Below are 26,713 nucleotides of genomic sequence, written 5' to 3' on the forward strand. Positions count from 1 at the left end.
GTACGGACGCGCGCGAGCGCGCCGGGTTCCCGTCCCGGCCGTCATCGCCGCCGAGCGCCACACTGAGCGCTGCGCGCCGTCGCATGAATAGCTGGGAGGCACATGCACGCAGGCCACGGCACGGCGATCTTCTTCACACAACTGCTTTTGCTGGTACTCGTCGGACGCTTGCTCGGCGAGGTCATGCAGCGTCTGCGCCAGCCCGCCGTCATGGGCCAGTTGCTTGCAGGCGTGCTGCTCGGCCCATCGGTCTTCGGTGCGCTGCTACCCGCATGGCAGCACGCCGTTTTCCCCGACAACGAAACGCAGAAGAAGATGCTCGACGCGGTGTCCGAGCTCGGCGTGCTGTTGCTTCTGCTTTCAACCGGACTGGAAACCGATCTGGGTCTCGTGCGGCGCATGAAACGCATGGCGATCTTCGCATCCGCCGGCGGCATGATCATCCCGTTTGCCTGTGGCTTCGCCCTCGGCTGGCATCTCCCCGACAATCTGCTCCCGCACCCCGAGGCACGGCTGGTGACGTCGCTGTTCATCGGCACGGCGCTGTCGATCTCGTCGGTGAAAGTGGTAGCCATGGTGATTCGCGAGGTCGACTATCTGCGCCGCAATATCGGGCAGATCATCCTCGCGGCGGCCATTCTCGACGACACCACCGGGTGGATCATCATCGCCGCCATCGCTGGGCTGGGCGCCAGCGGCACGATCGATATCGGTCATCTGTCGTTCAGTCTGGGCGGCACGCTGCTGTTCATCGTGCTGTGCTTCACCGTCGGCAAGCGAGCGGTCGCAGTGGCGATCCGCTGGACCAACGACCGCTTTACCAGCGAGATGCCCGTCCTGAGCGCCATTCTGGTGATTACCTTCGTGCTGGCGCTCGCGACCGACAAGCTCGGCGTGCATACCGCGCTGGGGGCGTTCATGGCGGGGGTGATGATCGGGCAATCGCCGATTCTCACCGAGCAGATCGAAGCGCAGTTGCGCGGCTTGATCGTGGCCCTCTTCGCGCCGGTGTTCTTCGGCGTGGCGGGGCTGTCGGTCGATCTCACCATCCTCTTTGACTGGCGGATGCTCGGGCTGGTGGCGGGCCTGATTCTGATTGCCAGCATCGGCAAATTCACCGGGTGCTTTCTGGGCGGACGTCTCGGCGGGATGTCGTCTGCGGAAGCGCTCGCGCTGGCCACCGGGATGAATGCACGCGGCTCGACCGAAATCATCGTGGCGAGCATCGGGTTGTCGCTGGGCGTGCTGAGCAAAGACCTGTTCACGATGGTCGTGATCATGGCGCTCATCACCACGCTCGTCATGCCGCCCGTGCTGCGGCGCGCGTTGGTGCGCATTCCGCTGTCGGCCGAAGAGAAGGCACGGCTTGAGAAGGAAGCCGCCGAGGAAAAGGATTTCCTGCCGAATGTCGAACGCATTCTCGCGGCGGTGGACGGCAGTGCCAACGGCCGCTTCGCCGCATGGATCGCGGGGCTGACAGCCGGTGTGCGCGGCACGCTGACGACCGTGCTGGCGCCTGCGCCGGATGATGCAGAGGAAGGTACGCCGGACCGATCGGAGAAAAAACGCGCCGATGCCGATGACGCCGCTGACGAGGAAGGCGCCGGACGCCATGCCTATGACATTGCCCTGAGCGCCGCGATGCTCGCCATTCCCCGAGCGCCGGGGACGCCGGGTGTCGACGACAAAGCCAAGGATCGCAAAGACGCCGCCAAAGAAGAAAAACACCCGGACGACACGGCTAAAGTCCTGCGGCGCGAAGCCGAGCGGCTGGTGCTGCGCGAACGCACGGGCAAAGCGCCGCAGAAGACGCCCGAATTGCCGCACGGGCCGGTCGATGACGAGGAAGGCGAGGCAGACAGTCGCGCCACTTCGTCACCACCCGACGACGCCCGTCAACGCGAAACCGCCCCCAAGCATGAACCCGTCGGCGAAGCGCACGACGACAAACGCGTGAGCAACGCGACGGAAGACGGCGAGTTCGTCGCGAGCGATCCTTCCGACGCGGCGCGCGAGCAGGAAGCGAAACAAGCCGATACGAGCCACGAAGCCACGCGCATTTCCGACGAAATCGGCAAGGGCTACGGGTTCGTGATCGCCGGTTTCGACGCCCCCGGTGAAGAGTCCGATTCCGACGTGCCGCCCCTGCCCCTGCCCACGGGCGTGCTGCCGCTCACGAAGGCGTTCGACGGTGCGATTGCCATCGTCCTTGCTCACGGCGACCACGCGCGCACGCCCGATGCGCCGCTCGATATCCTCGTGCCGGTCTCGGGCACCGACTATTCCCGCCACGCCGCCGAGCTTGCCATCACGCTCGCACGCGCCACCAACGCCCCGGTGACTGCCCTGCACGTCTCGGCACGCATGGCACCGGGGATGATGCACAAGCGCTGGCGCCCACGGTCTCTGCGGCCCGACGCGGCAGAGGCCGCCATGCTGGAAAACCTGCAAGCACTGGCAGAACGCAACGGCGTGACGCTGCGCACGCGCCTGCTCGCTGGCGGCAAGGTCGACGAAGCGGTGCTGCATCAGATCCATCACGGCAAACACAATCTGCTCGTGCTCGGCGTCCAACCGCGCTTCGGTGACCGTCTCAACTTTGGTGCCATCTCACATCGCTTGCTGGAAGAACGCCGCTGTTCCGTGATCGTGCTGAGCGCGTAGCAGCGTCGTCCATGTGATTGGCGAGCATAAAAAAGCCCGCTGCCGGGGGATCCGACAGCGGGCTTTTTAAACCGCAAACGAACTTACTTTGCGGCAGGCTTACGTTCGGGTATCGGAATCCATTCCGTCTCGCCGGGCACGTGGCCCATTTGCTGCGCGGTCCAAGCCGCTTTGGCCTGTTCGATGCGCTCACGGCTCGACGACACGAAATTCCAGAAGATGAAGCGGTCGCCATCGAGCGGCGCGCCGCCCAACAGCATCAACCGCGCAGGCTGATCACCCGCCACCACGTTCACATCGCTGCCCGGTGCGAGCACACCCATGCGTTGCTCGGGCAGCGTTTCGCCGTTCACCGTGACCTCGCCTTGCACCGTGTAGATGGCGCGCTCCGCATACTCCGGCGGCAACACGAATGCGGCGCACGGCTCCATTTCCACCGCGAGGTAGAAGATCGGCGAGAACACTTTCACCGGTGATGTCTCGCCGAAGGCCTCGCCGAGAATCAGGCGCATATGCACGCCCGGAGCAAAGATGTCGGGCAGCGACGACGCCTCGTGATGCGAGAACGACGGCTCGGTCTCCTCATCGGCTTGCGGCAATGCCACCCACGTCTGAATACCGTGCACGTCACCGCCGCGCTCGCGCACGTCATCCGGAGTCCGCTCGGAGTGCACGATGCCGCGACCGGCGGTCATCCAGTTCACGGCGCCCGGCGTGATGCGCTGATCGCTGCCGAGGCTGTCGCGGTGATTGATTTCCCCGTCAAACAGATACGTGACGGTCGCCAGCCCGATATGCGGGTGCGGGCGCACGTCCATGCCCTGCCCCGGCGCGAGCGTGGCTGGCCCCATGTGGTCGAAGAAGATAAATGGCCCGACCGTCTTGTACGGCAGGCTCGGCAGACTGCGCTGCACAGTGAACGCCCCGATATCGCTCGTATGCGGCTTGAGGACAGCAAGGAAGGGACTAGTGGGACTGGATGAACTTGAGGAACCGGTCATGACGCGAAGCTCCTGAATGACTGTTGGGGAACGATGATCGATTGTAGAGGACATTGCGCGGCGGTTCCATGACGCATCGGTCGCAATGCCGCGCCGCAACGCTCCTATAATGCAGGCATCCCGAAACGCTTTTACTGCGCGCCGCTACGGTGCGCTCAGGCTCATGAACAAAGCATTCGTCAAAGAAGACAGCGGCGACGACGATGATGATCTCGACGCCGGCGCCCCCGAAATTCCTGCGGGTACGAAGAACTACATCACGCCGGCCGGCTATCGGCGGCTCAAGGACGAACTGCTCGATCTGATCGACAATCAGCGTCCCGAAGTGGTGAAGATCGTGTCGTGGGCGGCGTCGAACGGCGACCGCTCGGAGAATGGCGACTACATCTACGGCAAGCGCCGCCTGCGCGAGATCGACCGTCGTATTCGCTTTCTCACCAAACGGCTCGACAACGCCGAAGTCGTCGACACGCGCCGGCAGGAGAACGTCGATCAGGTGTTTTTCGGCGCCGAAGTCACTTATGCCGACGGCAAGGGCGACGAGCACACCATCATGATCGTGGGCATCGACGAGGTCGATCTCGACCGAGGCCGCGTCAGCTGGATCTCGCCGATGGCACGCGCCATCACCAAGGCCAAGGTCGGCGATACCGTGCCGCTGCGCACGCCGGCCGGACTCGAACAGATCGAGATTCTGGACGTGCACTATCCGCCGTCAGAATGACGGCAGCCCAAAGTCACTAGAGGGAAATCATGAAAACGCCGACGCAGCGCCAGACTGGCGTGCGTCGGCCGTCATTTCATCAGAAGGGACCGCGCTCGCGGGCAATACGCATCGCGTGATTCGCGTGCAACTCTTCCTGATGCCGTTCACTCGGGCGCTCGCGGGCCACACGCATCACGTCCGGATTCACGCGGATACGGCGCATCACGTTGGCAAGATGCACCCGATCGCTCACCTGAATCAGGAAGCGCAGCGTGGCCGACTCGTCCGGCACCACCTCATCCATCCCGATGTGCACGATATTCGCGTCCGACGCCGTGATATCGGCGGCCACGCGCGAGAACACGCCACGGTTGTGATGCACGAGCACCTTGATGCCGACGTCGAACATGCGGCCCGGCAGCGGTGCCCAGGCCACGTCGATCCAGCGCGTCGGATCTTTGCGATGGATGCGGCGCGCGACCGGACAATCGGTCGTGTGAATCGCCATGCCGAGGCCGATACCGATATAGCCCATGATCGCGTCGCCCGGAATCGGGCGGCAGCAAGCGGAGAACTGTACCGACATGCCTTCGGTGCCGGTGATGAGCACCGGCGGGCCGACATTCTCGTCGCCGGTACGCGGGGCATCCGGATCGTCCGGGCTGTCGTCGTTCTCGCCTTCCTTGCCCGACGAGAGCACCGCGAGGCGCTTGGCCATGACGGCCGCCACACGGCGTCCGAGGCCGATGTCGGCGAAGATGTCCTGACGATCCTTGTTGCCGGTCCACTGCGCGAGCTTTTCCCAGATCTCCGGAGAAATCTCGCTCATGGTCAGGCCGTAGCCCTTCAATGCCTGCTCGACCAGACGCTCGCCAAGCTGTACCGACTCGGCAAAGCGCATCGTCTTGAGGTAATGCCGGATCACCGAGCGCGCCTTGCCGGTACGCACAAAGCCCAGCCACGCGGGGTTGGGCTTCGAATACGGGGCGGTAATCACTTCCACGATGTCGCCGTTCTTCAACTCGGTGCGCAGCGGCAGCAACTCGTTGTTGATCTTCACGGCCACGCACTGGTTACCCAGATCGCTGTGCACCGAATAGGCGAAATCGAGCGCCGTGGCGCCGCGCGGCAGCGCCATGATGCGTGCCTTGGGCGTGAAGACGTAGACGGCGTCGGGGAACAGGTCGATCTTGACGTGTTCGAGGAATTCGGTCGAATCGCCGGTCTCGCTCTGGATATCGAGCAGCGACTGCAACCATTGATGTGCGTACTTCTGCACATCGTTCATGTCGGCGCCGCCGTTCTTGTACAGCCAGTGCGCCGCCACGCCCGCTTCCGCAATCTCGTGCATGTGACGGGTGCGGATCTGAAACTCGATGGGCGTGCCGAACGGGCCGACGAGGGTCGTGTGCAACGACTGATAGCCGTTGACCTTCGGAATCGCGATGTAGTCCTTGAACTTGCCCGGCACCGGCTTGTAGAGCGCGTGCAGCACACCGAGCGAGAGGTAGCACTGCGGATTCGATTCAACGACGATACGGAAGCCGTAGACGTCGAGCACCTGCGAGAACGAGAGCTGCTTTTCCTGCATCTTGTTGTAGATGCTGAACAGCGTCTTCTCGCGGCCGAAGACGTCGGCACTCACGCCGCCTTCCTTGAGGGCTTTCTCGACGGCGTCGAGAATCTTGCCCACCACCTCGCGCCGGTTGCCGCGCGCGGCCTTGACGGCCTTGTCGAGCACGGCGTAACGACGCGGATGGTAATTCGCGAAGCTCAGATCCTGAAGTTCGCGATAGGTATTGTTCAGGCCCAGCCGGTGGGCGATGGGCGCATAGATGTCGAGCGTTTCGCGCGCCACGCGGCGACGCTTCTCGGTCGACGTAACGCCCAGCGTGCGCATGTTGTGCAGCCGGTCGGCGAGCTTGACGAGGATGACGCGCACGTCTCGCGCCATGGCGAGCAGCATCTTGCGGAAACTCTCCGCCTGCGCTTCCTCGCGGCTGCGAAACTCCATCTTGTCGAGTTTCGACAGACCGTCGACCAGTTCGGCGACTTTCGGACCGAAACGCTCAGCGAGTTCGGCCTTCGTCACACCCTGGTCTTCCATCACGTCGTGCAGCAGCGCAGCCATGATCGACTGTGCGTCGAGTTTCCACTCGGCACAGATCTCGGCAACGGCGACGGGATGGGTAATGTAAGGCTGTCCGCTCTGGCGATATTGGCCCAAATGGGCCTCGTCGCTGAACTGGAAGGCTTCTTTGATCTGCGCGAGTTCGCTTTCCTTGAGGTACTCCCCAAGCATGCCCTTCAGACGGGCAATCGATACGACCTCGTGCTTGCGCGGCTGCTCGGGCGTCGCAGTCGGACCGAAGAGGTGCCGATACGACTGTTCGAGCAGTGCGTCGATGTACTGCCGCGTGGCGCTTTCGCCCTTTTTCTTCTTGCGCTCGGGCTTGGGCTCCCCCGCTTTGGGTTCATCCGCAGCGATGGACGTAGCCGGTGATTTCGCGTGACTCATACGTGTACCTGCATCGTCGAGCGGCCCGGAACGTCACATCGCATTAGTGCTGTCTCCCGAAAATCAGAGCGGCACTTTCTTGAGCATCTCGATGCCCACCTGACCCGCAGCGATTTCGCGCAGCGCGACGACGGTCGGCTTGTCCTTGTTGTTCTCGAGCTTCGGCGTGTGACCTTGCGCCAGTTGGCGGGCGCGGTAGGTCGCAGCGAGTGCGAGCTCGAAGCGATTCGGGATTTGTTTCAGGCAATCTTCAACGGTAATTCGGGCCATAAGGAGGTTCCTTCTCAATATAGGGCGTATTCTATCGCAGCCGGCGAACACTCGCGCAAAACGCGAACGCCAGCCAGCGCGCAGCGATACGTAAAACGGGTTATTCGTCTTCCTGCGGCGAGTGAATGCCGAGTTCGATGAACAGTGATTCGTGACGCGCGCGCTGCGATGTGAAGCCCAAACGCGTGGCCGTGACCACCGATTGCAGCTCCGCCAGCGCACGCTGGAAGTCTTCATTGATGATGATGAAGTCCGCTTCCGGGGCGTGAGCCATCTCACCACCGGCCGCCAGCAAACGGCGCGTGATGACGTTCGGCTCATCCTGACCGCGCTTCTTAAGGCGCTCCTCAAGTGCCGCGATCGACGGCGGCAGAATGAAGATGCCCACGGCATTGATAAAGCGCTTGCGCACCTGCTGAGCGCCTTGCCAATCGATTTCCAGCAGCACGTCGTGACCGTCGCGCATCTGCTCTTCGATCCACACGCGCGACGTGCCGTAGTAGTTACCGTGCACTTCGGCGCTTTCGAGGAATTCCCCCTGCTTGCGACGCGCGACGAAATCTTCTGCGGTTAGAAAGTGATATTGCACGCCGTCCTCTTCACCGGGACGCGGCGGGCGTGTGGTGCTCGAGATCGACAGACGGATCTCGTCGTCCTGCGCGAGCAGTGCGTTCACGAGCGTGGATTTGCCCGCGCCCGAGGGGGCGACCACCATGAACAGATTGCCGGGATATTCGGCATGCAAGGCGGTTTGCGGGATGGGCGATTGCGGGGACATGCGAGTTACTCCAGGTTCTGCACTTGCTCGCGCATCTGCTCGATGTAGAGCTTGAGCTCCATCGAGGCATCGGCAAGTTCTTTCGAGGCGGCCTTCGAGCCGAGCGTATTCGCTTCGCGATTGAGCTCCTGCATCATGAAGTCCAGCCGTTTGCCCACCAAGCCCCCCTTGTCGAGGATGTGGCGGGTTTCCTTCAGGTGTGCATCGAGGCGGGTGAGTTCTTCCGCCACGTCGATGCGCACGCCGTACATCGTCACTTCCTGACGAATACGATCGGCAATCTCTTCCTTGCCCGGTGCCGCAGCCCCTTCGGGAATCACGATGCCCAGCGCTTCATGCAGACGATCGACGATCTTCTGCTGATGGCGCGCGACCAATTCCGGCACGAGCGGTTGCAGGCCCGTGAGGATCGTTTCCATGCGTTCGATACGCTCGATCAGGCTTTGCTTGAGTTGCGCGCCTTCGCGCTTGCGCACGTCGACGAGATCGCCGATGGCGGCGCGGCCTGCATCGATGACAGCTTCGCGCAAAGCTTCGGCCGTGACCGACTCTTCGCCGAGCACGCCCGGCCAGCGCAGAATTTCACCGGTGCGCATCCGTTCCGCATCGGGAAAGAGCGCGAGCACCTGTTGTTCGAGGTCGGCGAGCTGGCGCACGGCGTCGATGTTCAGCGCGCCATTCACACCGCTTTCGGGGCGTTGCACGTTTATGCGGATGTCGACCTTGCCGCGCGAGAGCTTGGCCGTCAGGCCTTCGCGCAGTGTCGGCTCGCACGCGCGCGCCTCTTCCGGCATACGGAAAGCCAGATCGAGGAAGCGCGAATTAACCGTGCGCAATTCGACCGACACGCTCGCGCCTGCGGCTCCATCGGCATGCGCAATGTCGCGCGTGACGCTGGCGTAGCCGGTCATACTATAGATATTGTTGTCTTTCATCGGGGTGACCGGTACCACACGCCCATGACACTTTGTCAGCGGGACGGATGCAGCAGCCGGTTTTGCATGCATGGATGAAATGCGATTATCGCATTTTCCGGCCGAAGGGCTGGCGAATCGCGTTTAGCGATACCATTCGGGTATTGCTGCATAAACTCACCCTCGCAGGACACTCACCCATGACGCAAATCACCCGCCCGGACGGCCGTGCGCAAAACGCACTGCGCCCCGTGCGCATCACCCGCCAATACACCCGTTACGCCGAAGGTTCCGTGCTCATCGAATGCGGCGAAACCAAGGTCATCTGCACCGCCAGCGTCGAAGAAAAGGTGCCGGGCTTTCTGCGCGACTCCGGTCAGGGCTGGCTCACGGCTGAATATGGCATGCTGCCGCGAGCCACGCACACCCGTAGCGACCGCGAAGCCGCACGCGGCAAGCAAAGCGGCCGCACGCAGGAAATTCAGCGCCTGATCGGCCGCTCGCTGCGCGCCGTGTTCGATCTGGAGAAATTCGGTCCGCGCACCATCCAGATCGACTGCGACGTGCTTCAGGCCGACGGCGGCACGCGTTGCGCCTCGATCACCGGCGCATTTGTCGCCGCACACGACGCCGTGTCGAAACTCATCGCCGCCGGCAAGCTCGAAGCGTCGCCCATCCGCGCCCACGTGGCGGCCGTGTCGGTCGGCATGTATCAAGGCCAGCCGGTGCTCGACCTGAACTACGCCGAAGACTCCGCCTGCGACACAGACATGAACGTCATCATGACGAGCGAAGGCGGTTTCGTGGAAATTCAGGGCACCGCCGAAGGCACCCCGTTCACGCGCGAACAAAGCAACGTGCTGCTCGATCTGGCGGATGCTGGCATTCGTCAGTTGATCGATGCGCAAAAGCGCGCGCTGGGAGTGTAACGATGGCGATGCAGAAGATCGTGCTGGCGTCGAACAACCCGGGCAAGTTGCGCGAGTTTGCGTCGCTGTTCGAGCCGCTCGGCATTGAACTCGTGCCGCAGGGCATGCTCGGCGTGTCGGAAGCGGAAGAGCCGCACGTGACCTTCATCGAGAACGCGCTGGCCAAGGCACGCCATGCGGCGGCGGCCACCGGCCTGCCCGCGCTCGCAGACGATTCGGGGCTGTGCGTACCGATTCTCGGCGGTGCACCGGGCGTCTATTCGGCGCGCTACGCCGCACGTGCGGGTCGTGAAAAGTCGGATGCCGCCAACAACAAGCATTTGATCGAACAACTCGCGCCGCACGCCGACAAACCCGGCTATCGCGACGCGTATTACTTCGCTGCGCTGGTGCTGGTGCGTCATGCCGAAGATCCGCAGCCGATCATTGCCGAAGGCCGCTGGGACGGCGAAATCGTCGACACACCGCGTGGTGCGCACGGTTTCGGATACGACCCGCACTTCCTGATTCGTTCGTTGAATCAGACCGCTTCGGAACTCGATCCTGCCGTGAAGAACGCCCACAGCCACCGCGCTCGCGCGCTGCGTGTGCTTCTCGAAAAGCTGGGCCGGGAGGCGTGACCGGTATGACTGAATCCACGATGTCCGTACAGAACTTCCTGCGGCCCGGCAAAATCAGCTTGCCGGCCTTGCCGCCGATGTCGCTGTACGTGCATTTTCCGTGGTGCGTGCGCAAGTGCCCGTATTGCGACTTCAACTCGCACGAGTGGCGTGGCGCAGGCGGCGCGCAGGCGTTCCCCGAGCAGGCGTATCTCGATGCCTTGCGTCAGGATCTGGAGCAATCGCTGCCGCTGGTGTGGGGGCGTCCGGTGCATACCGTATTCATCGGCGGCGGCACGCCCAGCCTGCTGTCGGCTGCCGGGCTCGACCGGTTGCTGTCGGACTTGCGCGCGCTGCTGCCGCTCGACGCCGACGCCGAGATCACCATGGAGGCAAACCCGGGCACGTTCGAAGCAGACAAGTTCCGCAGCTTCCGGGCGAGCGGCATCAACCGTCTGTCGATCGGGATTCAGAGCTTCAACAGCGAGCATCTGAAGGCGCTGGGTCGCATTCACGATGGTGACGAAGCGCGTCATGCCATCGAAATCGCGCAGGCGAACTTCGACAATTTCAATCTCGACCTGATGTTCGCGCTGCCGAACCAGACGCTTGCGCAGTGTCAGCAGGACGTGGAAACGGCGTTGTCGTTCTCGCCGCCGCATTTGTCGCTGTACCACCTGACGCTCGAACCGAACACGCAATTCCACAAATATCCGCCGACCGTGCCCGACGATGACACTGCGGCCGACATGCAGGACTGGATTGCCGAGCGTACGGCGACGGGCGGCTTCGAGCATTACGAAGTGTCGGCTTATGCGCAGCCGCATCGTCGCGCGAAGCACAACCAGAACTACTGGGAATTCGGCGACTATCTCGGCATTGGCGCGGGCGCGCACAGCAAGATTTCGTTCCCGCATCGGGTCTTGCGCCAGATTCGGCACAAGCATCCGCAACGCTTTATGGAAGCGGCTGCCGCTGGCAGCGCCGTGCAGGAGGAGAACGAAGTCGATGCGCGCGATCTGCCGTTCGAGTTCATGCTGAACGCGTTGCGACTTACGGGCGGGGTAAAAAGCGAGTTGTTTGCCGATCGCACCGGCTTGCCGATGTCGAAGATCGCGAAAGGGCTGACGGCTGCCGTCGAAAAGGGACTGCTCGTCGACGACCCGCAGCGCATTGCGCCTACCGAGTTGGGACAGCGATTCCTGAACGACCTGCAAGGGATGTTTCTGGACCGCTCGGGTAGCTAACTGCTGCTACCGCTAGTCGAAATCGTTGTAGAAATGCCCGCCACATCCTGATAGATGTGGCGGGCATTTTTCATAGGGCGATCACACATTGAGGCAACGACAGCGCCCTGCCCTGCCCTCACCCCAGCGCCGTACCAATCTCCCGCAGCGCCTTCCGAATGATCTTGCCGGTGACGGTCATCGGCAATTCCGGCAGGAACACGACCTTGCGCGGGTATTCGTGGGCGGCGAGCCGTGTCTTCACGAAATTCTGAATTTCACGAGACAGTTCTTCCGACGGTTCAAAGCCCTCACGCAGCACGACGAACGCCTTCACGATTTCCGTACGAAGCTCGTCCGGCTCGCCGATCACGGCGGCGAATTGCACCGACGGATGCCGGATCAGACAGTCTTCGATAGGCCCGGGGCCGATGCGATAGCCGGCGCTGGTGATGACGTCGTCCGAGCGGCCAGTGAAGGTGATGTAGCCCTGTTCGTCGACAAAGCCCGCGTCGCCGGTGAGCAGGAAGTCGCCGCGATACTTCTCCATCGTGGCGTCGGGGTTATGCCAGTAGCCGAGGAACATGACCGGGTTCGGCCGGGCAATCGCGATATTGCCGACCGCGCCGACGGGCAAAGGCACGCCGTCGTCATCGACGATGGTCACGGCGTGACCGCGCACGGCACGTCCGATGGCGCCGGGCAGTGCGGGGAATTCCGACGCGCATGACGACACGACCATGTTGCATTCCGTCTGCCCGTAGAACTCGTTAATGTCCACGCCGAGATGTTCGCGCCCCCACGCCAGCAGTTCGGGGCCGAGCGATTCACCGCCGCTGGCGACCGAACGCAGTTGCAGCGGCCAATGCTCGCGCGGCGACGTAACGGTGCGCAGCATCTTGAGCGCAGTCGGCGGCAGGAACGTGTTTCGCACGCCGTGGCGCGCCATCAGATCGAACGCGGCGACCGGGTCGAACTTCTCGAAGCGTCGCGAGAGCACCGGCACACCGTGATGCAGCGCGGGCAGCAGCACATCGAGCAGACCGCCGATCCAAGCCCAGTCGGCGGGCGTCCAGATCAGATCGCCTTCGTGAGGAAAGCCGTTGTGCGAGGTTTCGACGCCGGGCAGGTGCCCGAGCAACACGCGGTGCGCGTGCAGCGCGCCCTTCGGCTTGCCGGTGGTGCCCGAGGTATAGATGATCAACGCGGGCGCGTCTGCGCGGGTCTGCACGGGCTCGAAGGCGGCTTCGCGCCGGGCGATAGCGGGCCAGAGCGCAAGCAAGCCGTCTTCGGCGACACCCCAGTCTTCGTCATCCGAGACATGGTGATGGGCTTCGGGCAGATCGTCGTGAACGACGTAGACGAGTCGCAGGTCGGGCAATTCGCCGCGAATGTCGTCGATCTTGCCGATGCTGGCGAGGTCCGTGACGAGGACGGCGGCACCGGAGTTTTGCAGGCGATAGGCAAGCGCTTCGGGGCCGAACAGCGTGAAGAGCGGCACGGCGATGGCGCCGAGCTTGTAGGCGGCGACGTGGGCGACGAGCGTGGCGGGCGACTGGGGCAGGAAAATGCCGATGCGATCGCCGGCCTTGACGCCGTTGGCGCGCCATTCGTTGGCGAGTCGATTGGAGAGTTCTTTTAGTACGTCGAAGGTGAGCCGTACGTGCACGCCGTCGGCGCTCTCGTGAATGAGGGCGAGGCGGTTGGAGCCATCGGCCCACTTATCGCAGACGTCCACGCCAATGTTGTAGAGCGTGGGAATCTGCCACGCGAAGGGGGTGTCGCTGGCGGCATTCGGGATGCTTGGGGAATTTCGGGTATGGGTCGCGCGCTCGCCACTGGCGTCATTTGACGTCTCACGGGCGGAATCGCGGGAGGTGTCGGCATCCATGCGGTGTCTCCGGGTCATGTCTGGCCTCGCACGGCACGCCGGGAGCGGTCACCGTACGTCTGGAAGCATGATGCATGCCGGACGCGGACAAAACAAGGGGGAGATGGGGGAACTCTTGGATTTAAGCGGGGTGTGAGGCGATTTTGGTGTGTTTGAGGCTTCACATCGGGAGGCGAGCGGGTATAATGCGCGCTGCCGTGCGGTACCGGACTGCGTCGGAAACCCGACGCCGATTCCCCCGGACCGCACGCTTCTCGAAGCCGTCGTTCCAGACGGCATCAACAGCCACGACAGTTGGTCGTGCGCAACGCCCCGGAGGCGTGCCAGAGTGGTTTAATGGACTGGTCTTGAAAACCAGCGAAGGGGTAACCCTTCCGTGAGTTCGAATCTCACCGCCTCCGCCAAAATTCTTTGCAAATCATCTGAAATTCAACGTTTTTCGACGCATCATAATCCCAGCGATTTCCTTTCGTCCGCCGTCAGTTGCCCACGCGCGTACGGTCCAAGCCTTGCATCGCCAAGCACCTGTACTGCGCTGTCCGGACGATAGCTGACAGGCCGGATCGCCTGCCCATCTTCCGGCCGGGCGGTCGACGTGCCAGCGTCCGTCCCGAGCATCCGCACCGTGAACATCGACGGCATCGACTGACGTTGCGCGACACGCTCGCGCGACACGGCGTCCTGCGCCGCGATTGCCGCCTGCGTGGCGGTCGCGCTGGCGTTCGTCAACGCACCAACGTTGACCGCCGCAATGGCAGGCAACCCGCTCGCCTTCCCGACGCCCGAGATGTTGGCGGCGTTGACCACCTGCAACGCGGCGACGTTGATGTTGCCCGAGTAGCGGATTCCCGCTTCACCGGCATCCACTGTCCCCAACGGCGCAATCAGATCGATGTCGCCCGCCGGAACCTCCGGAATCGGCGCGAGCGTTGCAATCCCCGCACCGCTCGATGGCGCTTGTGACGACAACGTCACGTTGCCCATGTCGTCGTAGACGCGTTTCGGCGGCGTGTACAGCACCGTCGTCTTGGCACCACGCCCCGCGTTGATGTCACCTTCTGCTGACCACGCCAGAATGTCCCCACCGAACGTCGTCATGACGCGCGACAACCCCAATAACACACTGCCCTTCGCATAGATGCTGATGTCACCGCTGCCCTGGGTCATCAATCCGGCATTGGCACCCGGCGTCAATCCTTCGGCGCCAATCGTCACCTTGCCTCTCGGTGCGAGCAACTGGATGTCGCCACCGAAGTCCGTACGCACCGATCCGCTGATGATCCGGGTCGACGACGGACCGAATGCGCTGAACATCGTAATGTCGCCGGCCCCACCGGCGCCGTCCTGGAACAGCGTCTCGATGGCCCGACGTCCGCGCAGATACGAAGCGAATCGCGGGCTGGACGCATCGTTGTACTCCCGCCCACTCGCCCGCAGCTCCGCGTAATACACCTGACGCAGGAACCCACGCTGGTCGATGGCAGGCAACGCCCTGAAGTACGCCAGCGCATCGTTGCCGGTGTAGCCGTATCGCGCGCTGAGCCACTGATTCAATTCGTCCTGATACGTTTTGACAACTTTGGTCTTCTGATCGGTCAGCGTGCCGTCAGTCAGTTGATTGGCCACGACGAGGTACAGATTCGCAAATGCCTCCCAGTTGGCCGAACCGACACCGGGCGCGCCGGATCCAGCCCCCGCTTGCAGTATCACACTCGCGCCCCCCGAACTGCCAGGGATGAGCGAACCCAGACTCTCGACGCTCGATATCGCCCCGAAATTCAGGTCCTTGCCGGCCACCAGCATCAGCGTTCCCGGCCCCGCAATCTGGAGCCCGGCCGAATCGAACAGCCCCCCCGACTTGCGCACGCCCGCATAGATGATGTTGCCCGCGGCGGCAATCGTCGACGCGTCCGTCGCCTTGTCGTGCTGGATCAAGCCGCCCAGATTCGCGATGTCGCCACCGGCCAGAACGTCCACCGGCTTGCCCGCCCGGTAGAAGTCGGTTTGCACCGGCGTGAATGCCGTGTAGACCTCGCCGTACCGCAAGCCGGTGATGTCGCCATCGACCGCGTAAATCCGCGATTTCGCCGTCCCTGCGGATGAGTGATCCGTCACCGTATTGGGACCGAAAGCGAACAGTGCACCGCCACGTCCCTGATGTCCGATGTTCGGGGCATATCCACCGTTCGTCGTGTCGTACGAATAGGCCGCATTCGTTGGCGCGTCGCCGAGATCGTCTGGGTTTGCCCAGACGTTCGACGCCAGCACCTTCCAGCCCGCGTTGGTGTTCTGTTGCACGATCCACGCCGGCTGGAACGGTGTAGCCAGCGAAGCCGTCGACGACGTCAGCGGCGCAAATGCGGCCGCCCCCACGAACGACTGGATGATCGAGCCGCGTGCCAACAACTGCAACTCACCAGTGACCGATGGCATGAGGTATGACGTTCCCATCCCCGGCGTGACAAAGAGACTGCCGGTACCGGCCACCGCGTGCACAACAGGTGGCAGGAACTGTGTCGAGACGTCGTTCGTCGCGCCGCCCTGATTCTCTGCAAGCGGCGCCACATTGCCACCCGCCGAGAACATGTCGACCGCAGTATTGCCCGTCCATAGCGTGAACCAGGTTGCGCCCTGACCATGAGCGCCGGACGTAGTGGCGTTGGTCTGCTGCCCCACACCCACACGCCCCGGATCGCTGATCGTACTCATCGCCAGATCCGATCGCGTGCGCACCGTGAACGTGCCGTCGCCAATGCCCAACGCGCCGCCGGACTGATTGCGCACGCCATATCCTTTGAGCGTGTCGGCGGGACGCGGGTCCGCCTCGCCGTTTGAGCCGAATTGATTGAGCGTCAGCGTGCCGAACTTCCCGGCGCTCACGACCGAGTCGCCACGCACGTTGACGAATTGGTTGCCGCCCGTGCCGACGTATCGGCCCGCCGTCACGGACAATGCACCGCCGCCCGTCTGCACCAACGTCCCGTCGTCGAGCACACGTCCGCTACCGCCCACTGCGACGACGACCGCCTGACCAGCGTTACCGACATCTCGTCCCGCACGTAACGTGACGTTGCCGCCACCCAGCGTCCCCATGCCCGAGAACGCCGCAAGGTTGAGGTACGGGCCGTTATAGGCGATGTCTGCCACGTAGCTGCCGAAGTTGATACCCCACGCAGTCGCCTGTCCCAGCCCCGCGCCGCCCTGACGCCACAACCAGCTCCCGATGACATCGGTATCGCGCGCCGTCACATAGCCGCCGATATCGCCCTGCGCCTGAATCGTCAGATCGCCGCCGTGTTCGGCGTAATACATGCGTTGCGCACCAAGCGTCGGCTCGTACGCCGCGTTATTCGCACCGAGCACAGTGCCGTCGGCAAGCACCGCCCGTCCCACATTGAACGCCGCGTTCTCGGACGTTCCCGTCCCGGCGATGGCCGTGCCCGCCGTGTAGACGCCGAACGGCGTCTTCTGCTGATAATCGCCGCCCGCGAGCAATTCGAGATCGCCGGTGCCTGTGCGAATGACGCTTGGCCGGAGCTTCACGAAATCGGGCGGCTGAAAGTGCGGGTCGTCCAGCGTCAGATTGCCCGCGCCCTGCAATTGCGCAGCCGAACGTAGCTGACGCGCATCGGCACCGGAAAGATCCGCCCCCGAGACGAGGCTGATCGACCACGATTGCGTGCCGGCCTGCAACATTGGCGCGACCGCCCAGTTCTTGCCGTCTGCGGCACCGATGGACGACGCATTGCCGCCAGCCCCCAGCGCGAACGTCCCGCCCGGCAGTGTTTTGCCGGCGCCTACCGTGACGTCTGTGGATGTCTTCGCGTCCCCCGTCAGGTTCAGTGCATTGCCCGCCGCCCAGTTGGTATTGGTCAGCGGCGCATCGAACGGCAGCGTGTTGCCCGCCGCAATGGTCGTCCCGTATGGCAGCAATGTGCCTTGCGGGACGAGACTCCCGGCTGCGAACGTCTGCGTAGGCGTCTTGATTTCCGCCGCTGCGGTGAACACCGTCTGCACGGTGACATCGGCCCCCAACGTCACGCTTTGCGGAACACGAATGTTCGCCCGAAGCGTGGCGCCCGTTTGCATCACGACCGTCTCGGGAAACTTGAAGCCCACCGGAATCGAAGTGCCGACAGGCATGTACAAGCTGGTATCCAATCGTGTACCCGCCGCCAAGGTACGCGGATTACCAGCGAGCAGGCCGTTCGGAAATACCAGCGGCGGGACGACGAAGCCCGCAGGCAACGAAAAGAAAAAGTCGAACGCCGCCAATGTCGAGCCCTTCGGCACTGTCATGCCGGATTTGACAAGCTCGAAGCTCCCATCCGGATAGGTAATGCCAGCCCCCAAACCGCCAAGCAACTGATCGAAGTAGTCGCCTTCGGGTGAGCCGGGGGCAATGAACCAGTCCGCCTGCGTCACGGTGTCGGCATAGACGTAATCCAGTTTTTCGGTCAGTTTCTGTCCCGGCCCCAGTACCGTGTTGACGACGATCGTGTTGCTGAGTACGTATCCCGCAGGCAACGTGACCCCGCCCAGCAGCGTGAACGACCGCCCTGCCGGGGTGCCGGCCTCCAGTCGTTCGGAACCGAGCAACGGGATGTTGTAGCCCAGCACGCTATCGACCGGGAATGTGGATCCGCGACCGAGCACGATGCCCTTGGAAAGTTGCAGATCCGCCCCGACCAGCCCCGCCCGCATAACGATCCAGCCTCCATCGTCAGGGGTACCTGGCGGCAATCCGAAGCCGTCGTTGATGCTGCCCTTGACGTTGAGGTTGCCCGCAGCACGCAGGCGCAGTACGCCCGGTTCGCCCGAGCCGCGTATCGAAGGATCGACACCCGCCCCGTAGCGATACCCCGACAAATCGATGTCGCCGCTCACTGTCAGATCGCCGTCACCACGAATGTCGACGCCAGGACGCACGTGAAATGTCGTGCCATACGCGCGCAATCCGGCAAGACGCGCTTGTAAATCGCCGTTGCCCTGTGCCGCGTTGATGAACGCGCGGTTGGCCACGTCGACCGTATCGAGATAAGCCTGATCGATGACGCTGCCGCCCGGCAAACTGTAGCCACGGAACGCGTTCAATGCGATGCTCGCCGCCCCGCGAATAACGAGCGGGCCCGCCGCGTTGATCGCAATGTCATTGGCGCCATCACCATCGCCCGGTGTACCTGCGCCGCCACGACGCGGTGCATTGATCGACAGCTTCCCGCGCGCCGCCCCATCCGGTGAACGCATGTCGAACGTGGCTCCCGGCGCGAGCGAGATGCTGCCTTGTGACGTCGTCAGTTCGATGCGCGCGACGTTGTTCGCTTCGATCGGTGCGCCGTAACTGTCGCGCTGGAGACGCGTACCGCGGGCATCCAGCACCGCACCGGCCCCCAACGACAGGTTATCGCGCGCCGCAAGCCGGATCGTGCCGGGTGCGACACCGGTGGCATCCATGCGGCCGTTCACCGAAAGACTTCCGCCGTCGACCGAGATGGAGATCGCGCGCGCCTTGACCTCGTCGCCGATGACGAGATCGCCCTGTTTCAAATCGAAGTTGCGCGCGCCGAAGAATCCGCCGTCGTTAAGCGATCGATTCAGTGCAACGAAGTCCCTGAGCGATTGCGCACGCACATTGAATTGGCCACCAAGAAACGGACTGTCGTCGGGTGCGGACGTCGCGCCGCGCAAGCGTCCGTTCATCGACACCCGGCCCTGCGTCGCGTCGTCGGCGATCGCCGTCACCGTCCCTGCATCGTTGTGTTGTGCCGAAACGTCGATCAGCGACCCGCTCGTTTGCGTGATATTGCCGTGCGCGCTTTGCAGCACCAGATCACCGCCCCACCCGTACCTGACGGTATCGAAGAACGGCATGGCGCGACCGGACAGATCGATGACGCTGTTATCACCCAGCGTGATGTCCTTGTCCGCGCTCACGTTCAGACGCCCACCCGGCAAGGCGAACGCCGTATCCAGCACGACGCTGCTCCCTGCGATGGACACCGTACCGCCATAAGCCGCGATCGACGCAGGATTACCTGCACCGGCCGCCGGTGCGACGGCACGCACGTCACCGCCGGCCTTGAAGCTAATCGACGCCCCGTTGTCTGCCATAATGAGCGGCGTATTCAAGGTCAGATTGCCGCCGCTCAACACGCCTGCCGCGTCCTTCTGCAAGCCGACGGAAAGCGTGCCGTCGCTGTTCACGCTGATCTTGCCCGCCGCCAGCGTCACGTCGCCGAAACCCACCGCCACGCGATCGAGCGACGCACCGTCCGTGGGCCGGCTGTGCTCGTCGTACCCGAAGAGGATGTTGTCGGCTTGCACCCGCAGGCTGCCGCGACCGCTGCCCGCGCCGCCCGGCGTGACAGCGGCTGGCGCTTTGCTTCCGTAGACAGGCTTGCTTGCATCGTTGGATGGTACGGTCACGGTGCGAATGCCGTTCCAGACGAAGCGGTTTGCCACTAACGACGCCGTGCTGTCTTGGGCGCCAGCGCCGTAGATCGCCGGCGTATTCAGCACGAGTTCGAGCGGCACAGCATTTGCACCGCGTGTACGCGCATCGAGCAACGCCGAACCGAAGACGTTCAGTGAGCCGCCTGCCGTCAGAATCAATCGCTCCAGCGCTGGCGCACCTGAGACCGTGGAGGGTCTCAGCAAGCGGTCGAGCGCGAGCTGATCAAGACGCCAGCCGAGTGGCAGTACGCCAGCCGCACCTGCTGCCGCGAGCGAGGCCGCGTCGCCCATATTGATTCGGTCTTGCGAGACTGTGATGTAGCGCGCACCGAAGTTGACGTCGCCGATGTCGAGTGCCCCCGGCGCTGCGAGCACAATCCCCCCTTCGGTCGTGAGAGATGAACCGCTGTCAATGCGCATCGTCTGCTGACCGCCCACAGGCAGGAAGTTGTACCAGCCGTTGCCGGCCACGAGCACCGCCGAGTTGCTGCCGAAGACGTAGCCGGTGTCGGAACTCACCCCGAGATTGCCCATGCCTCGCGTGTCGATACCGGCATCACGCGCAACGTGGATGTTCGAGCCGGTCAGGAAAACCGATCCGGCCTTTAGCATCGCCCCTTCCAGCAGATTGATCGACGTGCTGCCACTCAACCGCAGCGTCGTGCCGTCGCCTGCGGCACTCTGGTCGAACTGGTAGTACGCGCCAGCGCCCACGAACAGCGTGGCAGCGCGGAACGCGTTGATATCCGCGCTGGAGATCACGCTGTGACCGACGCTCGCCTGCGCCCCCGGCGCCGTGATATCGAGAACGCCGACCGGGTCCGCAGACGTGATCAGCAAGGCACCGGCGATACCGTCCTTCGCCGCTGAGAAGTCGGCGCGACCGGCGAACGTGAGCGACGGCGTCACGCCATCGGATGCGCCCACGGAGAATTGCAACGTCTTGCCGTCCATGGGCAATGTCGGGCGGAGATTGCCGAACTGCGCCGCCTGCTTTCGCGCGAAGTCCGCATAGCTCGTCTCGTTGTACATCGCGTAAGTGCGCAGCACCTTGCCGGGTGTCACGATGAGTTGCGTCGGTAGCGCGTCTGGCGCGCCGGTGTAAGCGGTTCCTAGGTTGCCCGCCAGACGCCATGAGCCATTGGGCAGCAGCGATGGTGGGGCTGCCTGTGTGCTGCGGTTACCGAGCTCGACGCGAAATGCCCCCGGCAGCATCGCGTAACTCGACGGCAGCAGCGTATAGGTCCCGGCATCGAGTCCGGCAACACCAGCCGGGATTGTGATCTGCTGACCGATGGCCGGATCGCCCGCGCCATTGCTGGCAATCGCTGGCGCGTAAGCCGACGCGTAGCCCGGCAAGATGGCATAGACCCTGGCGTCCTTCGATGCGAAGCGCGCGTTCGTCGGATTCGCGTTCGTCAGCGACGTTTTGAGGATGTCGACCGAACCGCCGCGCCCTGATACGAAACCTGCCCCAAGCAGATCCCCTCCGCCCGACACATCCAGCAGCGAGCCAGGCTCCGCCACCGACGAGGTCGCCGACACCGCAATGCCACTACCGATGCGCAGGCCCGCATTTGTCTGCCCGTAAGTGCTTCCCAACGGCACAACGTTGGCGGGTGCGCCCTGGTACGTCGTGCCGTCGGAGGTGCCACCGAACGGCATCACGAGACCTGCTGCACTCGCCGACGTCACGCTTGCGGTGCGGAAAATCACGTTCGTAACGGGCGGCGTGGCCGTGTAAGTGTCCGACAACAGATTGAAGTTGACCGTGCCCAGCGGCGCTCGCACCACACCGCCCTGATCAATGAACGCTGCAATGAGCGACAGCACGCCGAATGCTGACGCCGGTTGCGCAGGCAAAGGGCCGGCGTTGCGGCGAATGACGATGCTGTGCACCGTGTCGTCGTAGAAATCACCCGGTTGCACGCCGCCGTAGGCGTTCTTGCGCAACATCTGCCCCGCGTAAATGCTCATCGACTTTCCGCTAAGCGGATAAATCTGATCGGCGGTAAGCGCAATATCGCCCGTCGTTCTGACATCGCCGGTGCCGAAACGAATATCGCCGCGGCTGTTCAACTGGACTTTGCCGAAGCCTGCGACGTCGACGATGTTGCCGCCACTCAGATGCGTGCCGTCGTCGAAAGTGGGGACCGTCACGACGCCCCCCGGGCGAATCGCCAGTGCGCCACTGCCCTGATGCGCGTGTACGCCGAAGCGCACCGTGCCACCCACGTCGAGCAGATCGGATGAAACCGAGAACACGCTATCGTTACGGGCGAGGCTCGGCCCTTGAATGTTCGTGAGTCCCGGGTGGAAGCGGTCGAGCCCCGCGACCTGCTCCGTGAAGCCGTCAATGCGAACGTAGGGGGCAGCCAGCGCGACGCGAATGTCCGGCGTCTGGTCGGACACGCCCAGAATGCCGCCCTTGAGCGACAAGCTGCGCGAGAGCGATAGATCGACGTCACCCTTGAACGAGAGCACGTCGGTAGTCTGCAACGCCAGTGACGCGAACCCGCCGTCCTTCACCTGATCGGCGCTGACGACGGCTTGGCCGAAGACCAGCCCCGTGTCGGCCTGCCCCGGCGTCAGATTGTTCGCCAACGCGCTGCCCGCACGGTGTTGCGTGAGCGTGACGGTGCGCAGTTGGCGCACGGCATCGGGAATCTCGCCGATGCTGTCGGGGACCGTACTGCCTGCGCGCGGGTCGTTGTAATAGCGTCCGAAGAGATTGACGCGAAGCGTGCCGCCGAGCCCATTAGCACTACCCGCCGCCGTCATTTCGCCGTCGAGATAGAGGCCGCTGTTGGAACTCAGCGCGATGGTGCCGCCGTTGCTGGCGACCTGCATCGGCGTCGCGACGGTGCTCGTGACGACGTCGATCACGCCACTCGCGCCCGACGCGTTCAATCGCGCCCCCGGCCGGATGACGACGAACGCATCGGTGGCGACACCGTCACCCACAGCACCGAGCTGGATCGTGCCACCATTCGATACCGAACCGTAGTGAAGTCCGAGTCGATCGACCGCCGTATTCGCGAGGCCCGAGACGTCGAGCAGTGCGCTCTCACTCAACCAGATCGAGCGAGCCGTCGAGAAGCCGCCAAGGCCACCGAGCACCGCCCCCGGATAAGTCAGTTCGCGAGCGCTGGCGATCACGATGTTGCCGCCACGCGCGGTCACACTGCCGTCGATCGTCGTTTGTCCGTAGGCGTAGAGACTCGCGCTGCGGCCAGGGTCGACCTCGATCGCCGCCGCAGGCATCACGCTCAGGTCACCGCGCGTGGTGACCAACGTCAGATCGGCGCCGACGCGCTGGGTTTGCTTTCCCTTGACGGCATCGTTGTCGAACGCTGGCGGCAGCCAGACGTCGCCCGCAGTGCGCAGATCCCCTCCGGTGGGCAGCGTCGCCAGCGCATCGCTGACGCGGTAGACCGGTACTTGCGGTCGCAGCGTCGTACCTGAGGCGATACGCATACCGCCCATGCCTGTGATGCTGTAGCTCGTGAAGCCCGTTTGCAGCAACGTCTCAGGAAGACGCAGGGTCGCCGCCGTGGCGGTGGCGTCGTCTGTCGTACCGAATGCGATGGATTGTCCGGCCTGAATCGTCAGCGCACCACCGCCGGTGAAGCCGTAAGCGCGCACCTCGCCGCCCAGAGTGAGCGACGCTGGCGTAGCCGGCGGCAAAAAACGATAGAAGTCGTTGCTCACGAGCGACACGTTGCCACCCTTGCCGCCCGCGATCTTGCCGTTGGACGTGACAGCGCCACCGGACGACACGTCGATCACGCTGCCCGCAAGCATAGCGATGCTGCCCGTTCCGTCTGCGGTGAAACTGCCCCCGTTGACGTACGGCATTCCGGCGAGAAAATCCGGTGACTGCACGGCATTGACCCACACCCCACGCAGATCGACGTGCGCGTTCGGGCCAAGCACCACGTGCGATACGCCACTAGGGTCATTCAGTTGCCACCACTCTTCAGGACGACTGATCTGCCGCACGCCATGCATGATGTTGCCGAGCGCGACCGTGCCGCCGTGTGCCGCGATTCCTGCATGGATATCGATGTTCGGCGCCGTGAAGGTCAACTGCCCGCCATCGGCCAGTGCAAGCGGTGCATCCATCGCGACGCCCTTCGTGCTCACCAGCGTCAGTCCGCCAAGCTGCTGCGCATTAAGACGAGCGACGTCGAGCCATACCGTGCCGACACGCTCCGATGCCAGCACGTCGGACACGTTCATCTGCGCAGTGACGCCGTCGATACGCGTAACGCGGATATCGCTGGCGAAGCCATTCGTCAGTCCAAAGCCGTCAAGCTTGCCGACGACGAGTGAGCCAGGCAATGCAGCCGCGCGATGCGAGAGCAGGTAGCTGTCGTTCATTCCAGCGGCATGCGCCGTCGTCTGACTCGGACCGTTATAGACGCCGGCCGTGATATCGCCTTCGAGAATGGCGGTCGGTGCAGACACGATCAGACTGCCCGCGTCGCGTCCGACGGTGTAGCCGTTCTGGAGTACCCGTTGCGGGGCAATCAGCGGCGAGGCGTACGACTCGGTGGTGTTCTTGCCCCAGCGCGGATGCGCGACATCGAAGCCGGTGTAGACGCCCGTGTAGATCACATCGACCGGCGCGCTATTGGCGTTGTAGATCTGACCGTCAGCGCCTTTGAGCCACGACTGATTCAGGAAGCCGGTCTGCACGTCCAGCGTGCCGCCAGAGACGTTGATTCTCGCCCCCGATTGCGTGATCGCTTCGCTGCCCGACAGCGTCACCGTGCCGCCCTGAGCAGCCCACTCCCCAATGCGGTGGCCCTGATTCGCGAGATAGCCGCCGACCTCGAGCAACCCGCCTTCCGTATACAGGCGTTCGTTTGAATAGCCGCCCACAGAGGCGGGCACGTAGACCAAACGTCGCCGGTCGATCCACAAATTGGCGTTATTCAGTGCGGCATTATCGCGGTTGCCGGGTGCGTCGCGCTGCTCATTGCCCTGCACGTTGACTTTGATGTTGTTGCTGTCCATCGACAGCGAGACGCCAACCGCACCGGACACATCGAGCTGTGCGCGATCCGCCACGAAGCTGCGTCGCGTTGCGCTCACGGCAATCTGTCCGCCCGTCGCGAGCGTCAGCGAATCACCTTGAAACTCGACCGTCCCACCGCTCACGATTTCCACACGCGAGCGGTCGCGACGGTCCTGCAACATCGACAAGTTATCGAACAAGCCCGACGATGAGAGCGCGCGGGTCGTGTCCTTCGCGGCTGACTCCTGGATCAGCGCGGCACGTTGGCTGTCCAGCGCCGTCTTGCCGTTGTCGTCGATGAGGACCGACGTCAGCGCGCCCCGGCCCAACGTCACCTTGCCTTGCGTGTCACTCGCTGAATTGAGCAGGTGAATCGTGCCGCGCGTGTTGACGGTGGTTGTCGACACGGCCACGCCGGCTTGCTGGACGTCGCGACCCGCGAGCGTGACGTCGCCTTCCGGTGCCATCAGCAAACCGCTGTTCACGACCTTGCCCGCCTGACTTTGTGCAACGAATTGCGGCGCGATTTCGTTGCCGCGTGTGGTCGATGCCGTATTGGTGTCGGTAGCCATGCCCTTGCGAATGAAGAAGCTGTCGCCCGCGGACAGCACCACTTGTCCTTGCGGCGCGATGATGCCGCCGGCGTTGCTGACTTCGCGTCCCATCATCAATACGTAGCCACCGCCCTGCGTCACCGACGGCGGCGTACGTGTCGTGATGATCGCGCCGGCGTGCACTTCGACGTTGCCGAGTGCGTCGGTGAAACTCGGCGCGTTGCCGTTCGCACCGTAGATGCCGTTGGTCTGGAACTGGGCGTCCGATATACGCGCGGCGGCGGCGACGAGATTGCGCGTATCAATCTGACTCGTCGCGCCGAAGATCACGCCGTTACGATTCACGATCAGCACAGTGCCGTCACCGTGCATCTGGCCGTGTATCTGGCTCGGTCGCGCGTTCGGATCGTTCACGCGATTGAGCACGGCCCACTGGCTTTGCTGCTGGAAGTTCACCGACGTATTGCGTCCGACGTTGAACGTCTCCCAGTTCAAGATCGCTTTGTCGCTCGTCTGACGGATATCGACGTTGGTCTTGCCGTTCAATGAGGTCTGCGCAGGCGCCTGTGCGTTGACCCAACCTTTGGTGAGGCTGTTGGTGTCGACTTTGAGACCGCCTTCGGCGAGGCCGTCCGGGATGGTCGAATCGCTGGCGGCGGCAGCGGCGCGAGCGCCCGCTTGGGCGGCTTGCATCACGGCGATGCTCTGCGCGGCCGTGCCGAGGTTCGCAATCGATTTCTGGAGTTGGGTGTTGGCCTGTTGCTGCTGCGCCGACGGGTTCATCAGCGACGTGACGGGCATGCCGTTAGGCAGACGCCCCGTTTGCGACGCCGCCGCCTGCGCGGCACCCCGTGCGGCAAACCACCCATTGCTGAACGCCTGCTGCGCGTGCGCCGTTCCCCACATGCCACCCGTCGCGAGGAGCAACGCAATCGCGCTCGTCAGGGGACGGTGTCGCAGCGGTGCGCTTGGCGCGAAGGCTTCGGTGCGCTGCGGGTCAACCGGCGCGTTGCGAAACGACGAGGTGCGAGGCGTCATGGCAGTTCCTGGAGGTATCCGTTTCGTCATTGCCTCGCGTGACATCGGCAACATTCACGCGAGCGATGAGAACAAGACGGGCGAACTGCTACGACCCGCAAACTTTTTTCGACAATCTCCGATGTCGGAGAAGAAGGCGCACGACGGCG

Annotated in this window: 12 protein-coding genes and 1 tRNA gene; 6 read left to right on the top strand and 7 right to left on the bottom strand. The window is 63.5% G+C overall.

Annotation, left to right across the window (positions count from 1 at the left end):
* Positions 1-102: 102 nt before the first annotated feature.
* A complete protein-coding gene (locus CDV46_RS21235; protein ID WP_087724778.1) occupies positions 103-2,664 on the top strand; it encodes a cation:proton antiporter domain-containing protein in 2,562 nt (853 codons plus the stop codon).
* A gap of 83 nt (positions 2,665-2,747) precedes the next feature.
* On the opposite strand, the gene CDV46_RS21240 is transcribed toward CDV46_RS21235, so the two are convergent.
* Positions 2,748-3,665, bottom strand: coding sequence for a pirin family protein (locus tag CDV46_RS21240; protein WP_087724780.1), 918 nt, complete (start codon positions 3,663-3,665; stop codon positions 2,748-2,750).
* Between the two features lie 163 nt (positions 3,666-3,828).
* Between CDV46_RS21240 and greB the strand changes: the two genes are divergently transcribed.
* Complete coding sequence (gene greB / locus CDV46_RS21245) at positions 3,829-4,389, top strand: transcription elongation factor GreB (protein ID WP_058378107.1); 561 nt, start codon at positions 3,829-3,831, stop codon at positions 4,387-4,389.
* Between the two features lie 79 nt (positions 4,390-4,468).
* On the opposite strand, the gene CDV46_RS21250 is transcribed toward greB, so the two are convergent.
* The 4 genes from CDV46_RS21250 to CDV46_RS21265 form a co-directional block, all read right to left on the bottom strand.
* Positions 4,469-6,889 (bottom strand): RelA/SpoT family protein, encoded by a 2,421-nt coding sequence (locus tag CDV46_RS21250; protein WP_058378106.1) that lies wholly within the window; start codon positions 6,887-6,889, stop codon positions 4,469-4,471.
* Positions 6,890-6,952: 63 nt separating this feature from the next.
* A complete protein-coding gene (gene rpoZ, locus CDV46_RS21255; protein WP_039397582.1) occupies positions 6,953-7,159 on the bottom strand; it encodes a DNA-directed RNA polymerase subunit omega in 207 nt (68 codons plus the stop codon).
* 100 nt (positions 7,160-7,259) lie between these two features.
* Complete coding sequence (gene gmk / locus CDV46_RS21260) at positions 7,260-7,937, bottom strand: guanylate kinase (RefSeq protein ID WP_087724782.1); 678 nt, start codon at positions 7,935-7,937, stop codon at positions 7,260-7,262.
* 5 nt (positions 7,938-7,942) lie between these two features.
* A complete protein-coding gene (locus CDV46_RS21265; RefSeq protein WP_058378104.1) occupies positions 7,943-8,872 on the bottom strand; it encodes a YicC/YloC family endoribonuclease in 930 nt (309 codons plus the stop codon).
* A 179-nt stretch (positions 8,873-9,051) separates the two neighbouring features.
* On the opposite strand from CDV46_RS21265, the gene rph reads away from it, so the two are divergent.
* From rph to hemW, 3 genes are read left to right on the top strand one after another with little or no spacing between them, the layout of a single operon-like run.
* Complete coding sequence (rph, locus tag CDV46_RS21270) at positions 9,052-9,780, top strand: ribonuclease PH (protein WP_087686998.1); 729 nt, start codon at positions 9,052-9,054, stop codon at positions 9,778-9,780.
* A gap of 2 nt (positions 9,781-9,782) precedes the next feature.
* Positions 9,783-10,400 (top strand): RdgB/HAM1 family non-canonical purine NTP pyrophosphatase, encoded by a 618-nt coding sequence (rdgB, locus tag CDV46_RS21275; protein WP_087724784.1) that lies wholly within the window; start codon positions 9,783-9,785, stop codon positions 10,398-10,400.
* 5 nt (positions 10,401-10,405) lie between these two features.
* The gene (gene hemW / locus CDV46_RS21280) at positions 10,406-11,626 is read left to right on the top strand and encodes a radical SAM family heme chaperone HemW (protein WP_087686997.1); all 1,221 of its coding nucleotides are present in this window, start codon (positions 10,406-10,408) and stop codon (positions 11,624-11,626) included.
* 118 nt (positions 11,627-11,744) lie between these two features.
* Here the strand turns inward: hemW and CDV46_RS21285 are convergent, their stop codons facing one another.
* Positions 11,745-13,496 carry an acyl-CoA synthetase gene (locus CDV46_RS21285; RefSeq protein WP_087724786.1) on the bottom strand — a complete coding sequence of 584 codons (1,752 nt, stop codon included), beginning with the start codon at positions 13,494-13,496 and terminating at the stop codon, positions 11,745-11,747.
* A 314-nt stretch (positions 13,497-13,810) separates the two neighbouring features.
* Between CDV46_RS21285 and CDV46_RS21290 the strand changes: the two genes are divergently transcribed.
* Positions 13,811-13,900, top strand: a tRNA-Ser gene (locus CDV46_RS21290).
* Between the two features lie 43 nt (positions 13,901-13,943).
* Here CDV46_RS21290 and CDV46_RS21295 read toward each other — a convergent pair.
* Entirely contained in the window at positions 13,944-26,564 is a 12,621-nt protein-coding gene (locus tag CDV46_RS21295) for a filamentous haemagglutinin family protein (RefSeq protein ID WP_176399145.1), read from the bottom strand.
* Positions 26,565-26,713: the final 149 nt, after the last annotated feature.

It is taken from the genome of Pandoraea sp. PE-S2T-3, assembly GCF_002179965.1.
GTDB lineage: Bacteria > Pseudomonadota > Gammaproteobacteria > Burkholderiales > Burkholderiaceae > Pandoraea.